The sequence below is a fragment of the Deltaproteobacteria bacterium HGW-Deltaproteobacteria-4 genome (genome assembly GCA_002841765.1).
Taxonomy (GTDB): Bacteria; Desulfobacterota; Desulfuromonadia; order Desulfuromonadales; family UBA2197; genus UBA2197.
Genome location: PHAV01000012.1, coordinates 59,753 through 82,170, shown reverse-complemented (window position 1 = coordinate 82,170; position 22,418 = coordinate 59,753). Strand labels below are relative to the sequence as shown.

The window sequence follows — 22,418 nt, the reverse complement described above, 5'->3', positions numbered from 1 at the left end:
CTGGAAATCGGCACTCAATCAGTTTGCGATCATCTTCGGCGACAGGATGCCGACTTATTAACCGACAAACCCATTTACACAAAATCCTTTACAGGCCCCCTAAACCCGCCTGTAGACTCTGAAAATGGCGACCGCACTATTTTTTCTGTCCTTCATATCGAGGCTAATTCGAAAGCAGATCCAATAGCATTCTGTAAAAGGATTTTAGATGCTCTCGGAGTCCCGTATGGAAAAAAAGATTCTTTTGAATGTTTGTCCAAACAGGTTCTTGATGTACTGAGGGAAACAAGCGTTCGCATGATTGTGATAGATGAATTCCACAACTTTCTTGTTGGGCGTCAGGACATGAAAGATGCGCTGCGCAATACCATGCGAACAATTAGTAATGAGCTAAGGATCTCTTTTCTGGCTTTTGGTGTGCCGAGTGCTCTTCAATTTATTGCTGAGGAAAATCAGATGTCGAGCCGGTTTAAAAGAGCTGTTATACCGAGATGGGATACTGTGAATAATATGAAAACGTTTCAACAATTACTTGCTTCCCTGGAGTCGACATTGCCATTAAGGAAGGCTTCCAACCTCCACCAAAAAGGGCTTGTTGAAAAACTCATAAACATGAGTGAGGGGATTCTTGGCGAAGTTGTCGACATCCTTGAAGAGGCGACGATTATGGCAATTGAAGAGGGAGATGAGCAGATCACCCCTGCCCTGCTTGACTCGTTGGGATGGATAACACCAACAGAGCGTTTGAAGTTTGCAAATGAGTCATAACGATAAATGGCCAGTACGACCTCGTCCGGACTTTGATGATGAAACTCTGAGTTCCTGGATGGCGAGAGTGGCCTTGGGAAATGGGGCTTCACCGCGTAAGTTTTATCTTCATGCCCTTGGTTGGGAAAATGTTCGATCCTTGGACAATGACCAGTTAGAAGATCAGGCGAAGCTGACTTTTCTTGCCAACAAAACCGACACAAACATCAATCGCCTAAAACAATTACGGGTCGATGGTGACCGGTTTATCGCTCACACATCTGGATTTGGAGGTCGACAGGAGTTCACTTCATATTGTCCCGACTGTCTTGAGGGTGAAGTCCCTTACTTTCGTAAAGAATGGCGTTCAGCACTCGTGGTGGTCTGCACATGCCACGGGACTCTCTTGCGGTCTCGCTGCGAAAGCTGTCATGTGCCGGTGCAATTGCTGGCGCGCAAAGGAAAAATACGTCTGGACTGTTGCGGTGAATGTGAAGAAAGCCTACACAAAAACGTCAAAAGAATTCCTGCTCCTAATTTTCTCAAAAAATTTACACAGAATATTCTCAATACACTTTCTGGTGAATGGTTCGAGCTTGGGCCAGGTCAGTATGTTCATCCAGATCTGTTCCTCCAAGGACTTCTCTTTCTTGTGGAGATCGTCAGTCACAATGACGTCTGGATGCGGGTTTTTCGACATCTCGGCTTAGAGCAGCATTTTGAAAAACCATCATGGCTCTACTTTCAGCGCCATGAAAGCTTTCAGGAGCGCACCGTGTTGCTTCATGCTTTGTCGTGGATCTTGGCAGACTGGCCGAAGCGGTTCACTTGGGCCGTCAATGATCTGTCCCCCAGTATCTTTTCTTACCTATTTAACTATGGCGATGTTCCGTTCTGGCTCTGGTCAGAGATAAAAGAACAATTCGATGTGCGGGAGGAAGCCCTGAATGTTGAAGAGAGTCAGACGATGTTTCGTATGATACAAACTGGGGATCTCGACGAAGCGGCCTATAATCGAGCCTTTGGCCACCAACATGTCGTGCGCATCAATGGCCGTAATCTGCGCAATTTTAACAACATATACAAGGAAACGATAAAACATCATGCCAGTGCGCCAACTTAAAAAATCCTACCGGGGGCAACCCAGCCTGCTTATGACCCAAAAGGCTGTTCATAAGGCTGTCTTTGCCGAGTCGACCCTAGAGCGCGATTTCTACGTTTTGTTGAAATTCCTAAAATGGGTTGTGAGTTATGAGGAACAGCCTTTTAAAGTCCCGTATATCAATGAGAATGGAGGGGCTGGAAAATGGACACCTGACACCTTAGTGGAGTTACAGGTTGGGTATTCCATCGAAAAATGGCTTTACGAGGTAAAGTATAGAGTGGATATCAAGGAGAACTGGGCTGAATTAAAACCAAAGTTTCGTGGCGCTATTTTGTATTGTAAAAACAACGATATCAACCGATTCAAGCTCATGACGGAAGTCGAAATTCGCAGTGGGTCCAAACTAAAAAACGCCAAACTGTTTCTGAAAAACCGAAACTCAAAGGTCGTCCCAGGAGTCATTGAATACATTCTGACTCTGTTGGCGAATTGTGTGACAATGAAAACCCGTACCATGCTGGAGAGTCTCCAAACACAAGGGCTTGGTTATAATGAAGCCTGTGTGGCTGTTTACCACCTGATCGCTAACCATCGAATTGGTTTAGACTTGGATGCCCCGTTTACTTACGAGTCTGAATTGTGGTTGCTGATCGATGGGTTATTGGAGACTTACCCGTCTTTACGTTTGCCCCGGCCTGTCTGATCACTTCCCCTTCCCCTTCACTTTCGGTCAATTGCGGTGGCTTTGTAAAAGACTCCTCCTATGATCATTCGGGTGAATTGGTCTATAACAATCACCACATATACTCGGGACTGATCGTTCTGAAACAGTGCCTGGTCGATCTGGTGGGCATCGAATTCAATGTGCTCCAGTGGCTTCTTGTTGGGTTTATCGTTCGCCAAGATATCCTCCTAGATTTGTGAAGATTCTGATTTTTCTGACCCGGGCACCTGCTGTGGCAGCGGAATTACCTTGGTGCTCGAACGCTTCGGCTAAATGTTTTTTATAATCGATTTATTCTTCGTCATAGCATCCTCCAATATATCGTGGAAGTAGGCCGTCTCGACTTACTCCTCCGGGGCCCCCCCTTCTCGCCTCGGCTTTGCGGCGAGGTCCAACAGGATCAGAGCAACAAGCCGTTCGATCCCCTCATCGCGTAAATGAAGAATTTCCCCGACGGATTTACCACCGACTTCCGGGCACTCGGCGACATAGCTGTAAATCCGAGTCGCGCAGGATTCCCGGTTACCTGTGGGGGGACCACAATTACGGCCATCAATCTTCACCACTTCGCGATGGTTAATTTTTATCGAGACCGAGAACGGCATGAGCTATCTCCTAAAATTGAAGTTCTCCCACCGGGAGCGAAAAAGACGCCACGACAGAGATATTGTCACCTACTTTCGCCGGCGCCAACTTATGCACATAAGTTGGCGCAGCCTCCTCAGATCTCCTTCAAATAGGCCTCGCGGATCTCCTCGTTGTCGATGCCGAGGTAGTCGAGGGTCTGGCGTTGCGAACCGTGATTAAACATCGTCATCAGGGTCGGAATATCGGTGCCGTGCACGGTGCGGTGCATAAAACCGAAGGTTTTCCGCAGCGTGTGCGCCGAATAATGCCCTTCCAGCCCCGCGCGGCGGCACCACCCCTTCACCATCCGGCTGATCGTCGACACCTGGAGCGCTTGACCGGTGCGCAAGTTGGGAAAGAGAATCGCGTCGTCCTGATCCCCCCAGGGGTGGACCAGGAGCCACCGCTGGAGAGTCTCAATGACCTTGCGGTTGAGAAAGATGGTGCGCACCTTTTGCGTCTTCTTCTCCCGCAATTGCAGTACCGCGCCCACGGTGGCGCCTTTGACGTCCCCGACGGTCAGCTTCCGGAGATCCACGGCCCGGAGGTTGGTGTTGATTCCCAAAACAAACAGAGCCAAATCCCGGAGGCAGGTACCGAGCAACGTCTCAATGGCCGCGATGAGGGCGACGCTCCGGATCGGTTGTGCCTTGGTTATTGAACCCTTCTTCGGGTAATTGGGATTTCCCATCTCGCTCGTCCTCCCTGTGCTTGTGTAGGAGGTTAGCATTAAATACGGGGGCGTCAACACCAACTACCTAGCTAAGATGCTAATATTATTCATAAAAACCACACGACGTGTGGCATTTCTCTGCCTTCTCATGCCTAAGCATTTGAAATTGTTTAGCCGGAACTAGATGAAATTTATTTTTCAGAAAAGTGCATTTTTATGCGCGGAGCCCCCCAAGAAACGAAAGACCTGGGAGGAGAGGATGTGAATTAGGCCAAGGAGCCGAATGGGAAAAAGAACAGCGCCTAGGCCGGAGGGAAAGGCTTTGGCGCTGGATATTACACAGGAGGGGAGAGGAAAGGGTCGTTACCCATGCTTGGGGTGGCTGTAACTCTCAAAATTTACCTCATGACGCTTGAATAACGTCGCCCTCCTATTTAACTGCTCACAAAAATACCCATCCGCGAGAGAATTACCTTAACTAATTCCTCGGGAGTTCCCGCTCCGGTATCAATTTTTAATACCTGCCCGCTGAAAGGTTGCAAAAGCTCATTATCGTATGCGGCTCCAAGCTGGGAGACGTCGTTGACGCTTCGTTGGTCGATCTCGTTTAATGCTCCGCGACGATTCATCCGTTCTTTACGAATCGCCTCATCGAGGTAAAGATAGATGGTGAAATCCGGCCGGACCAGATGCTGTTCAATTGCGTCAATAGCGATGTCGTCCTTGCGGACCGAACTGTAGACCTTCGTGCTGAGCCAGTAACGATCGCAAATTACAGAATCACCGACGGCCATGAATTTTCCGACTTTGCCGGAAACAATCTTGTTTGCCGCCGCGTAAAAAAGTTTGTGCGCCACGTCGTCCATGTCGAAGAGGCCACGAACATCGCTGAGCTCATCTGGAGGGCTCTTGAGCAGATGGAATTTGAGTTTTGATGCCAACAGATTGACGAGGGTTGATTTCCCGCACCCGTCTATTCCTTCAATAACGATAAATAACGGACGTGTTTCATTCATCATTTTTCCCTTTCGGTGACACGGTTGTTGTTTACTGACTTGGCTTGCACATGCAAACCGGCTCATAGCTGTAAGGATTTTCACGTATTTGCGCTATCCGATCATGTTGATGGCGCGGTCTAAATCACGGTGAAAATTATGGGGCGCCCGCCAATCGCTCGGCGTTTTCGGGACGATTAGAATTACCTTCCCGCTGGGGTGCGATAATTTTCCGTGCTTCTTGCCGTGTGTGAAGAACCAACCTTTTTGAACTTGCCTTTTTACGTACCTATTAATTTCCTTACAGTTACTGTATTTTTTCATGCTGCATCTCCAACTTCGTGCTGGAAATACCGGCCGGCAAATTTCTCGATGTCAAACTTGATCTGGGCAAAGGCTGCATCGGCGCCGACATCAAGAATCGGATCACTGTAGATATAAGGATTGTTGTTCGAAGAGTTGTTTTGGTTTTGAAAGAAGCGGCCGCAGGGATCAACCATGATGTATGACTCAGTCATATCCTGGTTGTCCTCAACAGAAAGGATATTGCCAAGGGGGCGATGGCGAGCAACGAAGGAAGCGAATTGCTGATCCGTGATTGATAATGCGTCTGTAACAGCCGGGAGAACACGGAGTAATTTCCATTTATTCGGACGAAGACGCTCAACCATCCCGCGCAAGTCTTCATCAATGTTTAATGAGTTAACCACTGTGTTGATCTTGATAAATAATTCGGGATTACAGGCACGAGCCAAGGCGATCAGATCATGCATCTCGTCTAAACAGACGACTCGACCCGACCGATCAATCCTGCCGATCCGACGATTTGTGTCCCGATCCACAGAGTCTAAGCTGATCCCCAACATCGACAGGTTACCCACCAGCTTTGGAACATTTTCACAGGTAAGAAGACTGCCGTTAGTGATCAAGGAGAGACTGAATCCTATTGCTTTCGCTTCCCGGGCAATGCGGAGGGTGTGTTCAGGAAAGAGAAGGGTTTCCCCACCGGCCAGGCTGAGGCGGACATTATTCCAGCACAACGATTGTTGAAGCGGGTTGAAGGAATTGTTTGCCCTGAAATAGCGATATAACTCCTTCAGAAGGGCCGATGAGACCTCGGGACTTCGAAATATCTCGCCAGCCTGCCTTCGGTTCCAACTAGAATAGCAATATCGGCAGGCATAGTTGCATGTTTCGGTGAGATGCCAATTGAGAACAAGCTGATCGGTTTTTTTCATGTTGTGCCTCCTGTGGGTTGATGAGGCACAATGTAAATTAGAAAAGCACAGTGGGTAGTGTAACTCTCCGTACCCCCCCTTCGGGGCCTTATCAAAAGTTGATTTTTAAGTGTGTGTTCGTTTTTTTGATACGCAAACCGTTGAATACACGCCTTTATATTGGAGTTTTTATGGCGGTAGTTCCTACAGTAGAAGCCGTTCTTCTCGAAGTTGTTCAGTCTCTGGGCTTGGATGATTCGCAAACCAGAACAAAAAAGAAATTTGCTCAGCGACAGATGAAATTGAATAATCATCTTAAAATGCTGGAAGAATTGATTCTGGATATTTTCCGGGAGCTAAAACTTGACAATGAAGCAAGGCATCACTTACGCGTTAATATTGCTGATACAATAAATTTTAATTTGGCTCTCGAACAATCGATCTGGACGGCTGGCGCTGACCAGCGGCAGGTTCTCTGGTATCTGCTTGGTTACTCCTATATTCCGATGCTCGGCAGGACGGTGGCGTTCTGGCAGTTGGATTCAATTACTGACAAAGGCATGCCCGGTGGGTGCTTCTGGTATCTACCGCAAGTCAAAAAAATTGATGGAAAAGAAGAGTTGATTTTGCCATTTGTGGCAACAATGGCTTGGCTATCTGATTTGCATGGATTATCCATGAATGAATTTACTAATTATCTTAGCGGCGGCTTTAATGAGGATAAAGGAACTTCAGAGGATAATGCCGACAGCATCGAGAGCAATTTGTACAAATGGCAAGAGGGGAGTTTGCCTCGTGCAAAAACGATAGATCTGAGATTTCTCGATAATTGTGAGTTACCTTTCAAGGGGTGCTTTGAACCAGAAGACACACTCGATCTCTCAGCAAAAATCCATGCCGCCAAAGCTTTCATTGAGCACAAAGGGCTGACAGCAGATGCTCTCAGGGACGAAATTCCAATGTGCCTTCCTGGCTGTATCGAAGCAGTGTTATCGGGGGACACTTCCGAAGAAGTACAGAAACTTTTTGTCGAACTTCTCGCCATACGTTATGCACGACCTTCGATGCAGGTAATTCGCCAAAGACTTCAAATTGCCAGAGCGGTTCAAGATGGGTATAGTCGCCTGGTGAAGGTTCTGTGCCCGAAGATGGAGGATTGTGATTGTACAGACCCAGCAAAAAACAAGGTTCTACAACTTACTATACTTTTTCAGCAAATCTATAACTTGACAATTCAAGCCCATAGCGAAGGGGGGTCTTGGGAAGAAGAGGATGCGTGGTTTGAAGAGCAGACAATAAAACAGTTTCCTTGGCTGATTATGGAGAACCTACATTCAATACTCCCCTCAAGTCGAATGGATGGAAAATTTTTACCCCTGTATCTCGGCACAAAATTTTCAATACGCTTTGCTTTGCTTGAAGGAGGGGAACCTTTAGAGGATTTTTTACCCTTCGGGAAGGAGAGTGCTGTCAAAATCCTGGAGCGGAACTTTTTAAGAATTGAAGAGGAGAATCGTGGTTTTGACTGTCGGGAAAAATTGCTTATAGACCTAAAACATGGATCGTCATGGAGAACACTGCAAAAGTTTACACATATTGATGTGCTAATTTCTCTTGCGAATGATGAACAGATTCCTGAAAAAGTACGGAAGATCATAACCGACCGAATGAAAGAATTGGCTCAAACTTCGGTGCAAAAAATTAGGGTCAATTTAGAAGAATTGGGGCACTACTTAAACGGAGCAAGAAAAGGTCGTTCGAAAGACTGTGCCGATCTTGTTGCTGCTATCCTGCATGAAGCGGAGAATAATCCAGTAGCCGACAGGTTCAAAGCTCCACTTCTACAATTTAAAGCCAAGCATGCACTTGCCCAGAACGATTTCTCTACTGCCGAACAATTTTTTCGTGAGGCTCTTGAAGATTGTCATGTACGCAGTTATGGAACATTACGTGGAGAAATTTCCCGTGATCTCTGGAGTGTTGCAGTTTCAGGAAAAGCTCTCATACCAGAAAATCACGAGAAATATTATCGTAATGCCGTTTTTTACGACATCATTGATCCGAATCTTTCAATGGAAGACGTGGCTGTTGAAGTTGCAGAGTATTTTTGGACAGATTTATATAAACCTTATCCGGGTGTTGATGCAAAAACCCGTTACAATAAAAAAGAGACGGAAGCCATTACTAGTGAACTAGCTACGATTATAGAACAAAATGATGTTGTTGTATTTTTGGATGCCTGGTGCAAAAAACACTCGAATCTTAAGGATAGGCGTTTATTCGATGTCCGTGGCGATACTGTTCTGAATAGATTGATTAAAATGTGCGGCGAGATTTCAAAAAGATTAAAGGCATCTAGAATCATTCAACCTCAATCGCATAGCGAATTTGAAAATTCTGAGAGATATATAGAAAAATGGAATTTCGCTATTGGTTATATTGCACAAAAATGGCCAAAGCTTCTTGATATAGCTGATTTTAAAGCACAAACTCCATTGATGCTGGCAGTAGAAAACAAAAATATTAAATTAGCAAAGATATTTATTGAGGCAGGTGCCAACCTTAACTTGCAAGATTTTGTTGGGCAGACAGCACTATATGGAGCGTGTCGAGGAAGGGAGGTCGAGTGTGTTAGATTGCTCCTGTCTGCCGGCATTAATACAGAGCTTAAGACCGTGGATAGCCAGACTGTTTTACATACTGCGGTCAGGTTCGGACATCCTGAAATTGTTGAGACAATTCTTGAACACAATCCTGAATTAAGTCATAAAAAAAACGATCAAGACGTGACGCCACTTGAGTTTCTGGACTATGCCATACTCCCCGATTTGAAAAAATACACTGCCTTTATGATGAGTGATACAGGTTCGAGGACTGGAACTGAGGCTGATTATAAAAAAATAATAGAAATTTTAACCTCTTCAAGAAAACCTCAATCTAGGTCTGTTCATTAATGACAAGGTAAAATTCACAGCGCGCCAACTTTTACATAAAAGTTGTCCATCAGACGAGTTCCTGAAAACCAGGGGTAATTCACCTCTCGTTCGGGCCTATTCTAAATATCCTTCCTGAAACTCTTCTTCACCAACTGAAGTCATAAAATCAGTGGCAATGGTTTAACCTCAGATCATAGCTTTTCTGCCTGCCGTTGCGTCGTTGCGCCGTCGCGTGAAACGCTCTTGCCTCTCCGAGCTTAACAGCGGGTTTCATCATCGATACCGTTGACCACGCGCTTGAAACCGTCCTTGAGTAAAAATTCACCAAAGTTGATTAACAGCCCCAATCGACAGTCGGTCAACCGTAAATAGGTCAAAAGTTGCTTGGCATGAACCGCTTGCAGCTTCTCTATCGATTTCAATTCGACAATGACTTTCTTTTCGACCACCAGATCGGCACGGAAGCCTTCATCAAAGGTGATCCCCTCAAAACGAATCGCTATCGGCTGCTGGCGTTCAACCACAAGTCCACGGTCGGTCAGTTTCTTGGCCAAAATGACCTCGTACACCGATTCCAGCAGACCAGGCCCGAGTTCACGGTGGATATGAAATGACGCATCCATGATCCGGTTGGCAATTTCGTTCTCAGTCATCAAATAATCCCCCATCCGCATCCTTCGTCTTGATCCTTCAGACCGAACCCACCTCGCGCAACGCCGCTACGATACATCGGACTTATGCCTTTTTGTCTGACGTAGCGACGTAGCGTGAAACGCTCTTGACACGAGGCCCGTTCCAGCCAACGTAAAAACGCCGCCGACCAGCATCTCTGCTGATCAAGGCGGCGTACTTACAACTGTGAGTTCCGGTTATGATACATTTGATCCCTGCCCCATCAAAATGCAATTCAATCCATTAAAAAGAGTCAAACTTGTACCGTATCCCCTCCCCGGCTGTCAACGATTTCATCGGTAAAACCTGGCGAAATTATTGATTCCTTATAGCCGATCCCGGAAGATCGCCCTACTCATAATCGCCGGTCAGCACAAAGGCCCCCCAGTAACCGGGGTGCGGATATCTCCCCTTCACATGCAGCATCGCCTTGCGTAACGCCTCGGCTTTATTCATCTTGCCGTAATCCCGATAAAACTGCTTCATCTCGATCGCCGTCGCCACATCGCTGACCCGCCAGAGGCTGGACAACAGTGCATGGGTGCCGGCGAAGAGGAAGGCACGGTTCATGCCGACGACATCGTCGCCGCGCTGCAGATCGCCGAGGCCGGTCTGGCAGGCGCTGAGGACGACGAGATCGGCCTGGAGGTCGAGGCCGAAGATCTCTTCGGCTTCGAGGCGGCCGTCATTGGCCGGATCGCGGGCGAGACGGACGCTGGAGAAGAGGGGGTTGATCGGATCGAACTCGCCGTGCGAAGCGAGATGGATGATGCCGAATTCGTGGATATGGCTCCGCACCCAGCTCTCGGTGGCGCGTTCGCGAGTGAGGAGGGTGAGATCCGGATAGTTCCAGCGCAGGGTCGCGGCTTCCCGCTCGGCAAAGGGGAGATCGAGAGCTTTGTCGCCAAGATCGGGATTACCGATCGCCAGCACCTTGCGATTCTTCTCCTGCGGGCGGCGTTGCAGGGTGTAGCGCAGCACCGACGCGGCCGGGAGATGGAAGAGGGGACTACGCTCGATCAGATAATCGCGGCCATCGCTGAGGGTGGCAAAGGCGAGGTAGTGGAGGGAGCCGTGCGGGATGATGCCGAGGGCGCGGATCTCCCCTCCCCCGGCAAGCGGCGCGGCCAGGAGCTGGTTATAAAGGGTGGTGGAGAGCTTCTCCAGCGGTTCGAGGTTCTGCAGCATGCGCCGGTAACTGTCGATGCTGGCGGTGAGCTCGGCAGCGCTGATTGGCAGAGTAAAGAGTGTCGTCCCCTGCCGGTCGATGCGCCAGCAGAGGGTGCGATCCGGCAGCTGATAATAGGAGAGGAGGACGATCCCCGGTTCGAGAAGGGCGCGCAGTTGCGTGAGCGTTAAGGGGTCGACCTTGACCAGGGCGAGGAGCTCCGGCCGCTCCTTCTCGATCTCGAGGAGGAGATCCTGATAATCGGCGCGGAGCTTGTCGAGGGCGGTCTGATACAGGGCCTGTTCGGCCGGGGTCGCGGCGAGGACAAGGAACTGCTCCTGCTCGCGCAGACCTTCCTTGAGTTGCAGCTGGCGGTCGTAGAGATCCTGATCGACGGAGCCGGCAAGCGACAGGCGCTGGCGGCCGAGGATGTCGATGAGGTTACGGGCCCGCGAGCGCTCGGCGACAGCAAAGGCTTCATCGCCTTGGCCGAGCCCGGCCAGGAGGCTGACCAGGCCGGCGTAGACATCCCCCTTGTCGTTGAGAAAGCCGTCCTTCAACTGATCGAGGCGGATCGTCGCCCGCAACTCTTCGATGGTGGCGATCGCCTGACGATAAAATTCAACAGCTGCGTCATTTCTCTTGCCGCGCTCTTCCCCCTGCGCCAGGCCGTAGAGGGCGCGCCAGCGCACCTCGGGGAGGAGGAGACGGTCGGCAATAGCTAGGGCTTGCCGGTAGCTGCGCTCTGCATCTGCCAGACGCCCCAGCTGCAGCTCGGCATCGGCCCGTGCCAGCAGGATCTTGGCGAGATTGACCTGATCGCCGATCGCTGTCGCCAGTCCTTCGGCATCCACAAAGTGACGAAGCGCCGGCTCGGGGCGGCCGAGGCGGAGGAGGCACTGGCCGAGGTTGCGGAGATCGTAGGCCATGGCCCAGCGCGAGCCGATCTTCTGGTCGATGGCGAGGGCCCGCTCCAGTGTCGCGATTGCGCCGCTATAGTCGCCGGACTCCCGCTGCACCAGGCCGATATTGTTGAGGGTGGTGGCGACTTCATCCTGACGGTTCGGCAGCGCTTCGGCAAGGAGCAGGGCGGCGCGGAGTTCGACGAGGGCGCGCTTTTGGTCACCGAGGGTCGACCAGATCAGACCGCCGGTATTCTTCGCCATCACCAGTTCGCCGTTCCACCCCCCGCTCTTCGCCGCCTTCTCCACTTCATCCCTCTTCTCAAAGGCTTCCTGATAACGTCCCTGAAACCAGGCGTTATTCGCTTGTTCGAGAGTGACGCGCGCTCGGCTTCTTCCCTCCCCTTCACCAAGCTTTTGCAGCGCTTCTTCGTAGAGGGCATCGGCGCCCTTGAAATCGCCGAGAAGGCGCCGGGTACGGCCGCGTTCCAGCAGCGCTTCCCCCTCCAGCCGTTTCGCCCCTTGCGCTGCGTAAAGCTCGACCGCCCTGGCGTAGTAGCGTTCCGCTTCGGCATAGCGGGAGAGGCGCAGGTCATAAAGGCGGCCGAGGTTGCGGTACTGATCGGCAAGGGAGAGATCATCCCTGAGGAGCTGGCGCAGGTCGGCGGCTTCACTGTAGAGGGTGCCGGCGCGGCTGTAGTCGAGGGCATTCTCCTGCACCTGGGCAAAACCGCTCAGGGCGGCGGCCTGTTTCTTGACCAGACCGAGATCGGCGAAGGTGGCGACACTCTCCTGCAGTGCTTTTTCGGCCTCGCTGTAACGTTCAGCGCGGCCAGAGAGGAGGCCGTAACGAAGGAGGGCATCGGCATGCGCCGCCGAATAAGGCTCGTTCTTCTCGATCTCGGCCACCAGTTGCGCGGCATGCGCAATCGATCGCTCCAGCTGGCCGGCGGCAAAGGCGCTCTCGCGGGCGAGGCTGAGCAGGGGGATGATCTGGGCCGCTAACTTCGCATCGGTCGCGGCGATCGCCAGGGCATCTTCAAAATAGGCGAGAGCTTGCAGGTGCTGACCTTGCTTCTGGGCGGCAAGCCCGGCCTTGCCGACTTCGACAAACCGACTGCGACCCAGCTGCTGCGCAGCGGCGGCATCGAGGCCCCAGTCGCCGAGGAGGAACCAGCCGGCTGGGAGCTGAGCCGCGGCGTCACCCAGGGAGGATTGCGCATAGCTGGCGCTGAAGGCCGGTCCGGCCGGCGTACCATCGCTGATGAGGAGGGAGGGGACGCCAGTCAGGGCGGTGAGGTGACCGAGAGTGTAGCTCTGCTGTAGACCGGCCTGCGGCGCAACGACCAGAGCGAGGCTGACTGCGTTCGTGAGATCGAGGGGGTAACGCTCGCCACCCGCCCCGCTGTAGGAGAAGCGCGGCAAAGCGGTGCCGGTGATCCCGGTCGGCGGCTCGACAAGGAGTCCGGCGCGAGCGGGAAGAACCAGGGTATGGGCCTGGGGCAGCGCCTCGGCCAGTGAAGTCCCCTGCACCGGGACAAAGGGCGGCTGGATCGGCCACCAACCCGCCGGGTCGAGGATATTCTGGCGGAAGGGCTGGCGCGCTTCAAGAGAACGCCAGAGATGGGTCAGGCTGAGGCTGCGGGTGAGGAAGGTGTTGTCCCTGAAAGGCTGCTGATCTTCGCTGGCCAGGATCGCCCCCGGATTGACGATAACGCGCTGTTGCAGTTGCTGCGTGGTCAGGGTCTCGCTCAGCACCTCACCATCACTGGTCAAGGTCAAGAGGAGCCAGCGATCATTTCCCAAAGCGACCGGGCGCAGGACCTCGCGTCCTTCAAGGAGCATGTCGAGCTGACTGAGTTCAACCGTTTGCGGCAGCAGGAGGGTGCAGAAATATCCCCCCTCCCCGGCTTGACAGCGATTGATAAATTTGGCGCGTAATGTGTGCACTTCCTCTTTGTTTGCTCCGGTAATCAGAGCGGCAGCGAGATAATCGAGGAGGGACGGCGGCAGCGCGCCATAAATTGACGGTAGTTTCCCAAGGATGTTGATCAGGAGGGTCTCTTCCTGTTGCTGACGGAGTTGCAGATAGTCGCGATCGACCGGGCGAGCCGCGCTGAGCTGCCCTTGCAGCTCGCGTTTGAGGCGCAGATGCGGGGCGGCCGCGCGCAGGGTGTCGGCCACGCCCGGCGCGTGCAGGGAGAGAAGAGGCGGCGCCAGGAGCTGGACGCGCTCGATCTCACTCAGTAGTTCCGTCAGTTGCAAAGCCTGCCGGCTATCGCCAGCGGCGAGGCGTTGCAGTTCCGGAGCAAAACGGACAAAGAGCTCGCCGGCTTGCAGATCAAAATCATGGGGGGCGAGACTTTGCAAGTGTTGCAACGCCGCAGGATAGTCGCCGCGTCCGGCCTCGGCTCGCCAGCGCAGCGCTGCCAACTCTCCGGTCTCGGCAAGTTGCAGCGCTGCGTGATAGGCGCTGGTCGCGGCAACAGGAAGATCGAGAGCGCTGCAGATCGCCGCGCGATTGAGGAGGACGGCACTGTGCAGCGTCAACTCTTCCCGTTTCTCCCCCTTCCCTTCCCCCTTATTCAGCGCCAAAGCTTGATCGCCGAGAGCAAGAGCCCGGTAAAGGAGGGCGGAACGTTGCACGGGATTCTCTGCCGCGTTGGCAAGTCGCAGGATCAGGCTGCTGCTGTCAAAGTAAATGCGGGCTTCACTCCCGACCGGCACCGTACTTCGTTGCGCCGCAAAGAGCGTGGCCACTTCCGCCTGGCGGCGGAGAAAGTCGTCAGCCACCCCTGCCCCCTGCGGATCGAGGAGTGAGCCCCAGTTGCGGAGGTTGATGGCGGCGCTGAGCGGACTCCCTTCGGCGAGGTTGACGAGGAGGGCACGGCGAAAATCCGCTGCTGCGCTAGCATCGTTCGCCAGGGCATGTTCGAGGTGGGCAACGCGATGGCTGAGGAGGCCGAGGCCGAAGCGATCGCCCGGGGCGACCCTGGTAATCTCTTGCGGGTAATTCGCCAGCTGCCGGCGCAGCATCACCAGCGCCGTGACCGGATCACCAAGCTCGGCGCTGATCCGCGCCAGATAGGTCTCGGCAAGCCGGCGTTCCTGTTCGGCGCTGAAGCCGAAGGCGGCAGTCGTCGCCCCCGCCTGGTCGAGGGCATAATCGAGCTTGAGACGGAGCAATCCGCCCCCTTGACCCTTTGATTTTTTCGACCTGGGCGGATACTTCTTGACCAGCTGCAGGACCTCCAGGAAACCGCTGCGGGCGGTCGTCAGCAAGGCAATGCGCTCCTCCCCCGGGCTGCTCTGCGCCTGCTGATAAGCGGCAATGCTTCCGGAACGGCGATTGAGGACGAGGTTGTCGGTACGACCGAGGCGGAGATTGAGATCGAAGGCAATGACAAAGTGCTGTCCGGCGGTGGCAAATTCGCCGGCTTCGAGGCTGGCGAGGCCGAGACGATCATGGAGTTCCGCCTGGGTCTCGACCAGACGCGGCACAGCATCAAGCTCTTCGCTGACCCGGCGAATCAGGCTCTTCAGTTCGGCCTGATAGGTCTTCCCCTCCGGATGCCAGTTCGTGGCAGCGGCGATCAACTTTTCTTCCCGCTGCAGGAGAGTCCGGAGGGCGGTGCTGAACTTTTCCCACTCCGCCGCCGGTGGCGCTGCCGGGGGGGTGGCGCCGAGGCCATCGAGTTCGGCGGCAATGGCCTGCTGCGCGATCAGCGCCGCAGCCGGTGCAGGCGGAGCGCCCTTCTCCGGACTGAAGAGGCGTTCGTTGATACGACGCGCCAGCTTGCCAAAGGCCTCAAGGGGACGACTCGGATCGAGGCGCGCCTCGACGAGCTGCAGGGCAGTCGCGTAGCGGGCGATCGCCTCTTGACTGGCGCCGAGCTGAAAGGCGACCGCCCCGGCACGGCGCTGAAAGAGGAGTTCGGTCTCGGGGTTGTCGAAGGGTTGGTTGGCGGCAAGCCGCTGCTGGTAGTGCTGCTGCGCCGTGGCGTTGCGACCGAGGAGGAAGGCGACATTGCCGAGATTGAGTTCAAGGTTGGCACGATTATCCGGATCGAGGTCATCGCGGTTGAGCAGGGCGGCACGGCGATAAAGGCTCAGTGCCCGCTCGAGTCCGCCGACCTCGTTATAAACCGTCTCCTCCACCTCGGCGATGTACCCGAGCGTCTGGGCCGGATAGGGCGAAGCCGGCAGCCGTTCAAAGGCGCGCTCTAAAACTGTCCGGGCATTACGCAGGTGGTCGCGACCGGGGAGATAGGTTTCACAAAGTCCAGCGCCGTACAGGAGGATCGGATCATCGGGGTATTGCAGGAGGAGTTTTCGGTAAAGGAGGAGGAGCTCCTCTGCCTGCCCCTGTGCTGCTACCGCCTTGATATAACCGCGATGTGCCGGCAGGCTGCGTCCTTCGTAGCGGATGAGGTCGAGAAAAGTCGAGCGGGCCGTGGCGATTTCGCCGCGACGATAAAGACTTTCGCCGGCCGCGAGACGCTTGCGGACGTAGGCGGCGCGGGCAAGCTGGTAGATCGCCGTCTCTTCCGGCACCTCCCCCATCTGTACTTCGTAGAGCGCCGTGGCTTCACCATAACGTTCCTCACGGTAAAGGAGCTCGGCCAGCGCAAAGCGCGCCGCAGCGGTCGGGGTGAGGAGGGGCGGAAAGCTGTCGAGGACGGTCCGGTAGGCAGCGCGCGCCCGGCTCCACTCCTCTGCCGCATAAGCGAGATCGCCGATGCGATTCCAGGCACCCATCGCCAGACGGGGCAGCTCCAACTGATAGCGTTCCGCCAGGGCGGCGAGTTGGCGGCCCTGTTCGGCACTGCCGCCGTTTGCGGGTGTGCGGCCTGCCAGGATGACAGAAACTGCCTTTTCCGCCCACAACTCTTCCTCGGGGAAGTCCTGCACCACCGTGATCAGCGCTTCTTCTCCCCGTATCCCGCCTGCCAGTTGGGTTAGCAGCAGGGCGCGCCGGAAGGAGGCTTCGGCCTGCAACGAGCGGCTAAGATCCGGCAGGGCCATGGCCTGCTCGAAACGTTGCAACGCCGACAGGCGATCTGCAGCCCGACTGGCGAAGTCGCTCAAGAGCCGGCCGCCGTCGATCAGGGCGCGCGCCCGCAGCTCCGTATTCTCCCCGGCGGATTGTGCGTCGATGGCGACCACAGCGGCATTCAGAATTTTTTGACCTTCTTCGCCGGCCGCGGCAAGGCGATAACGCAGCTGCGCTTCGAGGCGGAGCCCGGACAGAGCCGCGAGTTGCGATTCCGGTGTCAGCGCGCTATAGCGGCGACTGACTTCCTCCGCCAGATTTAAGGCCGCGCGCTCTTCCCCCTCCGCTTCAAGGAGTTCAATCAGGATCAGACTCGCTTGTGCTCCGTAGCGGCTGGCTTCCTTCTCCTGCGCCAGAACCTGGAAGGCGGCGAGGCGGACATGCGGGAGATCGATTGGCCGGCGCAAGCGCAGCTGCTGCACCAACTGCCACTGGGCAACAGGATCTTGCAGACGGGGGATCTCTCCGCCGTCCGGCAGGGTGAGAAGTTGCCCTCCCCCGGGTTGGGCGCCGACAAAGTAAATTTCCTGTCCAACCGGTAACGGTGCCAACGCCCCGAGCGCCGGCACTGTGAGGGGAAAGAGCCGCGGATGCCCGGAGGTGTCGCGGCGGTTGAGATGCAGGCGGACGATCTCGCCGCGCCCGCTCTGTTCGGCAATCCGGGTAAAGAGGAGTGTGTCCACTCCCTCCCAGACGGGATAGAGATCAACCGCAGCGCCGAAGGTGAGCTGCGTTAGTTCCTGCTCTCCGTCCCAGAGCCAGAGATCGCCGCCAGGATCGCTCTGGCGCGAAACAAAGACCCAGGAGTGCCCGTCCGGGGCCGGATGGGCAAAGGCGGCATCGATGTTAATCGCGAGGGGCGTCGGTCCGCTGCCGACAAGATCGTAGCGGACAAGGCGTCGCAAAGTTGATCCGGGGGTGAGCTGATGGACAAGAATAAAGCTGCCGTCGCGGCTGAAGACCGGGGCCTGCTCTTCGCTGCGGCTGTCGCTGAGGCGTCGCGGTACGGCACCGGGGCGGGTGAGATCGAGGACCCAGAGATCACCCTTGACATCATCGCGGCTGTCGATCCAGGCAAGGGTACGGCCATCGCGGCTCAAGGCCGGCATCGCCAGGCGCGCCACTCCCGACAACAGCCGTTGCGGCAGAACCTGCGGATATCCGGCTGGATAGAGCCAGAGTTCATCCCTCTGCTCCCCGGTTTCGATGGTGACGATGCTGCCGTTTTCGGAGCGGGTGGCGTAAAGGGTTGAGCGGGCGGTGAAGAGAACCGGCTCGGCGACCATCTCCGGTCGGGCGCGTGGCGCCGGCCGCGGTACACTCGGGGCGAGAAGATCGTCACTCAGTGGCGTCGCTGCACCGGCACTGCCGGTCAGGGTCAGGACGAAAAGGAGGACTGCCGCCATCAGCGGTCGGAAGCGCCAGCTCACAGTGTCCCCCAGGTGCCGTCATCTTTCTGTACCTTGCTGCCGGGCGGGCTGTTCTGCTGATTGATTTTGGCAAAGACGCGGCGAATCTCAGGAAGATCCTGCACGGTAAAGTTCTCGTTGGTCTGGATGACCCGCAGCATCAGAACTTCGCGGGCCTTGTTGACTTGATCGAGAACCTCCGAGAATTCCCCGTCACTGTAGGTGGCGGCAAAGTTTTGGTCACTGCTCCCCCCCTTGGGTTGGGTGCGGGGAAAGGCGGTAAGAAGGCCATCGCGCCCCTCGCCGATCCAGCCGAGACGTTTGAAGGTTTCGATGTCGTCGGCATGGAAGGAGACCGTCTCCAGCGCCCGCACCGCCGTTTCCTGCTCCGGCGTCCGCTGTGGCGCCGGGGTAATCTTGCCTGTTGGCGAGATACCGCGCACCGAGGCGACGAGGAGAAGGTCGTCGCTGATGGTGTTGTAGGTGCCGAGAACCTGATTCTCCAGAGAGGTGCGCTCACTGACGACATTGACATCGACCTTGGCGAGAGTGCAGGCGCAAAGCGGGAGAAGGATGAGGGAGAGGATGAGGCGCTTCTTGTTCATTGGTCCTCCTTGCGCAGGGAAATTTCACCCTGCGCATCAATAACGATGGTGTCGGCACGCAAGAATTCAAGGGGGGGGCGCGCGGCGCTGATTGTAGTCAGCACCGGTGCCAGTTCCTTGTCCAGGGGGAGCTCCGCGAGCCGCAGACGGTCAATTCTAGGGAGAGCGATGGAAGCTCCCTGCACGTTGACTGCACCGCTCACCGCCAGTGCCCCGTCAGCCGCCAGGACCTCGATCCCTTGCAGCTGTCCACGGCGCAACAGCTTGCGCTGCGCCTGAATCGCTTCATTGCGTTCATGGGGATCGAGGCTGGCAAGGATGCGATCAAAGCTTTTGGCACCGATCTGGCGTAAACGAGTCGACAGGGACATGCCCTCAAGAAGGGGTCGCTGTTTCTCAAGGAGCGGAATACGGAGGAAGCCTTCGCCGCTGATCGAACTCTCTCCGGCAATCGCCCCCGGCACTGCAGAATCGCGGTTAAGCCGACTCAGGTCGAGATTGGTAAAGAGCGCTTCCGCGCTGAGAACCGGTACGATGGGCCGCAGATCGAGGAGGGCGCGGGAGCGCAGAGTGCCGCCGAGCAGTTCTGCCTGGAGAAAGTTCATTCCCACCTCTTCCTGTCCGGTGACGATCTCCGCTTCGAGGGATCGGATGGTGAGCGGCTGAGACAGACCGGGGAGCGTCAGCGATTGAATCGTCAAGGAGCGTTCGCCGCCACTGCTGCCGCGCCGGTCGTCATGCAGGCGACGACGTGCCCCTTCCAGCAGCGCTGGTAGAGGCCGGGGCTGTGGCTGAACCAGACTGGTCGAGAGGGGGAGCCAGCGTTCCTTTCGGGTCGTAGCCGTGCTGATTTGCAGGGTACGATCGAGATTGAAACGGGCTTGCAACCCGTGCAGTTCCGGCCCGTCAGGGATGGTCAGCGCAAGTTCTTTGGCATCGGCATAAGCATGCAGTCGTAAAAAATCAGCGCCTTTCAGATCGATACGGGTGCCGGCGGACGTGGTGCCGGTTAAGATCAGATCAGGGAGGAGCGGCGGCGCAGCAGGACGGAGATGAAGGTCGACTTCACTGAAGAGCGTGGCGTCCAGACGCTGCAGCAGGGTGGCCGGAGACGGTGGCAAGGATTGATCGAGGAGGGCGGCGAGTCCGGTGATGGTCAACTCACTGTGTTGTGCCAGACCCAGCGGCTCGATCTGTACCGATTCGGACAGGAAAGCGCGATCCCAGTCGCGCACTTCGCCGCTGAAACTGATCCGGGCATGCTCAGCCGGCAGAACCTGGCCGTTGATAACGCTGCCAGAACGGAGATCAAAGGCAATGGCGCCGCCGAGATCGATTTTGTCGCCATGATTGCTACTCTGGAGACTGAACGGTTGCGATGTCTGCATGCCGCTGAGGTGCAGACTGCCATTGGTGAGGGGTAAGCGGAGTTCAACGTCATCGAGCTCCAGGCTGCCGTGCAACTCTCGGATGGCATTTAACGCGTTTTTGGCACTGCGCAAGGGTGAATGTCCGGCTGGAAGAGGACGCTCCGGAAGGGTGACCGTGAGCTGCAGCGCACTCTTAACCGACCCGCTTGCTGTCAGCTTCTCCGGCAGAAGCGGGTCGGCGAAAGCAATGAAGCGGGGAAGTTCCAGTCTGATCTGAGTTTTCACGGTCAGAAGTTTCGTTTTCGACAGACTTCCTTCACCTGTGACATTAACAAATTCCGGAGAAACCAATGAAAAAATAAAACTTTCAACTACAGGAATGGTGTCTCCTGGACGCAACTCCACTCCCGCGACTTGCAACGTTTGCCGGAGCGGGAGGGACTGCAACTCCTTGCCGGAGACAGGGGTATTGAGGGCAGCGATATCAGTTATAAGCGCCAACTCCTCCACCCTGATTCTGCCGTCCGGCAACAGGGCAAAGGAGAGCTGCAGGTCATTAGCAAGCGTGCTGAGACTCGCTAATTTAGCCAGTTTCCCCCCCTTAAGACCGAGCTTATGGTCGAAACGGCCCTTGGCGCTCAGCTTTTCCTCCCCTTTGGATTTACTGATCGCTGCGATTGCCAGATTGCCAAAACCCGCCAGACCAGTGAGAGTCAGGGGCTGCGCGCCGCGCATGTCAATACTGGCGACCTGCCAGTCGATCCCCGCCGCAACGCTGGCGGGAAAATAGGAGCTGAGCGGGATGATAAGATCACTGGTGGCAAGAGCGATCCCGTCGACAAAGAGATCAGCTTGTCGCAAACTTTGCAGATCGACCGTCCCCTTGGTCAGCCGCACCTCCCCTGCCCCTTGCGAACCGGATAATTGCAGTTCGAGATCCTGTAACTGCAACTCTCCGCCGGAAAGTTGCGGCAGATCCGGGGGGAGAAACGGAGCAGCCAGGGCCAAAGCCTGATCAAGATCAATCCTGAGCTGGTGCAGCTTTGCGTTGACCCGGCGTTCCGGGCTGCCGGGCTCTTCGACCCGCGCTTCCCAGTTGGCTTCAAGGAGGCCGGGGACCATCAAGACGCCTCCGCCCAGAGTCACAAGCTGCCGCTGAAAATCCGTCTTCAGTTGCTGACCGAGATCGAAATCGAGGGGGCCGGCAGTATCGACCTGAAGTTTTTGTCCGGCCAGTGTACAGCTTAGGGCGAGATTCTTTTTGTTGTCAATCCGGGCCTGGAGAGTGGCGAGAAGGGTTCCTGTGATGTCGGGGAGATTTGACGGGAGGAAGGGAGTGGCGAACTGCTGCAACTGCGGGAGATCAAGCTTTAATGTGCCCTGCAGTCCTTGTTCCTGATCAAGGCGACCGTCTGCTTTGAGATCGACTCCAGGGAAGTCGACAAAAGCGGCAAGGAGCGCCCCTGCCGGAACGATCCGCCCGGTGGGGGCAGTTAATCCGGTGATCTCCGTCGCCAGTCGTAATATTTCCAGAGGGTGATCATCGACTGCCACCTTGCCGTTCAGACTGAAAGTCAGAGGTGCCCGCTCCAGTGAAGGCATCCGCAACTGCAACTCACCCTCAGTAAAGCGGAAGCGGCGATTGCTGACAGGATCATGGTAATTGACGACGACGGGAGTGACGGCAATATCGACACGGAGATCGATCGGTAAGGGCCAACTGAGAGTGGTAAAACGTTCGAGTCCCTGCGCCAGTGTTGTTAAGGGATCCGGCGTCTCCTCTGTCTGAGTGGGAGGTGGTGCTTCTGTTGTTTTGCTTGTAGATATGAGTTCAAGCTGGAGATCATGCAATCGTAAAAAGAGCGACAGTCCGAATGTATCGGCGGGTTCACTTCCAAAGCCGATACCGGGACGGCAGTCAACTTCAGAAAGGCGCAGCTGATACAACGCCCCGTTCGTCGGCCCGACGGTGAAATTGTGCAGCTGCAAGCCCCGCGTCCAGGAGAGTTGCAGGCTGTCCCAGTTGACCGCTCCTTGCAGAGAGGTACTCAGAGTCGACTTGAGACGATTTTGCATTGAGTGACTGGAAAGGATTTGGGGAGCGGCAAAAAACAGCAGCGCAGCGAGAAGTAAAAGGAGTGAAAGGACAGCTATAAACTGACGCCAGCGGGAAACAAGGTGCCTGCTTACAAATTTCGGGAGTCGCAACGCCATA

At 55.2% G+C, this 22,418-nt stretch carries 14 protein-coding genes; 4 read left to right on the top strand and 10 right to left on the bottom strand.

Annotation, left to right across the window (positions count from 1 at the left end):
• From CVU69_09795 to CVU69_09785, 3 genes are read left to right on the top strand one after another with little or no spacing between them, the layout of a single operon-like run.
• Positions 1–768: a hypothetical protein gene (locus tag CVU69_09795; protein PKN12026.1), complete on the top strand. Its 768-nt coding sequence runs from the start codon at positions 1–3 to the stop codon at positions 766–768.
• Positions 758–1,870 carry a hypothetical protein gene (locus CVU69_09790; GenBank protein ID PKN12025.1) on the top strand — a complete coding sequence of 371 codons (1,113 nt, stop codon included), beginning with the start codon at positions 758–760 and terminating at the stop codon, positions 1,868–1,870. Before CVU69_09795 ends, CVU69_09790 begins: the two co-directional genes overlap by 11 nt.
• Positions 1,851–2,555 (top strand): hypothetical protein, encoded by a 705-nt coding sequence (locus CVU69_09785; GenBank protein PKN12024.1) that lies wholly within the window; start codon positions 1,851–1,853, stop codon positions 2,553–2,555. Before CVU69_09790 ends, CVU69_09785 begins: the two co-directional genes overlap by 20 nt.
• A 17-nt stretch (positions 2,556–2,572) precedes the next feature.
• On the opposite strand, the gene CVU69_09780 is transcribed toward CVU69_09785, so the two are convergent.
• The 6 genes from CVU69_09780 to CVU69_09755 all read right to left on the bottom strand — a co-directional run bounded on the left by CVU69_09780 (position 2,573) and on the right by CVU69_09755 (position 6,109).
• Positions 2,573–2,755, bottom strand: coding sequence for a hypothetical protein (locus tag CVU69_09780; protein ID PKN12023.1), 183 nt, complete (start codon positions 2,753–2,755; stop codon positions 2,573–2,575).
• A gap of 165 nt (positions 2,756–2,920) precedes the next feature.
• Positions 2,921–3,181 carry a hypothetical protein gene (locus CVU69_09775; protein ID PKN12022.1) on the bottom strand — a complete coding sequence of 87 codons (261 nt, stop codon included), beginning with the start codon at positions 3,179–3,181 and terminating at the stop codon, positions 2,921–2,923.
• Between the two features lie 116 nt (positions 3,182–3,297).
• Positions 3,298–3,933: a hypothetical protein gene (locus tag CVU69_09770; protein PKN12021.1), complete on the bottom strand. Its 636-nt coding sequence runs from the start codon at positions 3,931–3,933 to the stop codon at positions 3,298–3,300.
• A gap of 377 nt (positions 3,934–4,310) precedes the next feature.
• Positions 4,311–4,958: a hypothetical protein gene (locus CVU69_09765; protein PKN12020.1), complete on the bottom strand. Its 648-nt coding sequence runs from the start codon at positions 4,956–4,958 to the stop codon at positions 4,311–4,313.
• Positions 4,959–4,985: 27 nt separating this feature from the next.
• The gene (locus CVU69_09760; protein ID PKN12019.1) at positions 4,986–5,195 is read right to left on the bottom strand and encodes a hypothetical protein; all 210 of its coding nucleotides are present in this window, start codon (positions 5,193–5,195) and stop codon (positions 4,986–4,988) included.
• The gene (locus tag CVU69_09755; GenBank protein PKN12018.1) at positions 5,192–6,109 is read right to left on the bottom strand and encodes a radical SAM protein; all 918 of its coding nucleotides are present in this window, start codon (positions 6,107–6,109) and stop codon (positions 5,192–5,194) included. The genes CVU69_09760 and CVU69_09755 overlap by 4 nt, the downstream gene beginning before the upstream one ends.
• A 170-nt stretch (positions 6,110–6,279) precedes the next feature.
• Here CVU69_09755 and CVU69_09750 point away from each other — a divergent pair, with 170 nt between their 5' ends.
• Complete coding sequence (locus tag CVU69_09750; GenBank protein PKN12017.1) at positions 6,280–9,042, top strand: hypothetical protein; 2,763 nt, start codon at positions 6,280–6,282, stop codon at positions 9,040–9,042.
• A gap of 239 nt (positions 9,043–9,281) precedes the next feature.
• Here the strand turns inward: CVU69_09750 and CVU69_09745 are convergent, their stop codons facing one another.
• The 4 genes from CVU69_09745 to CVU69_09730 form a co-directional block, all read right to left on the bottom strand.
• Positions 9,282–9,677: a GxxExxY protein gene (locus tag CVU69_09745; GenBank protein ID PKN12030.1), complete on the bottom strand. Its 396-nt coding sequence runs from the start codon at positions 9,675–9,677 to the stop codon at positions 9,282–9,284.
• A gap of 370 nt (positions 9,678–10,047) precedes the next feature.
• The gene (locus CVU69_09740) at positions 10,048–18,249 is read right to left on the bottom strand and encodes a hypothetical protein (protein PKN12016.1); all 8,202 of its coding nucleotides are present in this window, start codon (positions 18,247–18,249) and stop codon (positions 10,048–10,050) included.
• Positions 18,246–18,833 (bottom strand): DUF1318 domain-containing protein, encoded by a 588-nt coding sequence (locus CVU69_09735; GenBank protein ID PKN12015.1) that lies wholly within the window; start codon positions 18,831–18,833, stop codon positions 18,246–18,248. The genes CVU69_09740 and CVU69_09735 overlap by 4 nt, the downstream gene beginning before the upstream one ends.
• On the bottom strand, positions 18,830–22,417 hold the full coding sequence (locus tag CVU69_09730) for a hypothetical protein (protein ID PKN12014.1): 3,588 nt from the start codon (positions 22,415–22,417) through the stop codon (positions 18,830–18,832). Before CVU69_09730 ends, CVU69_09735 begins: the two co-directional genes overlap by 4 nt.
• Position 22,418: the final 1 nt, after the last annotated feature.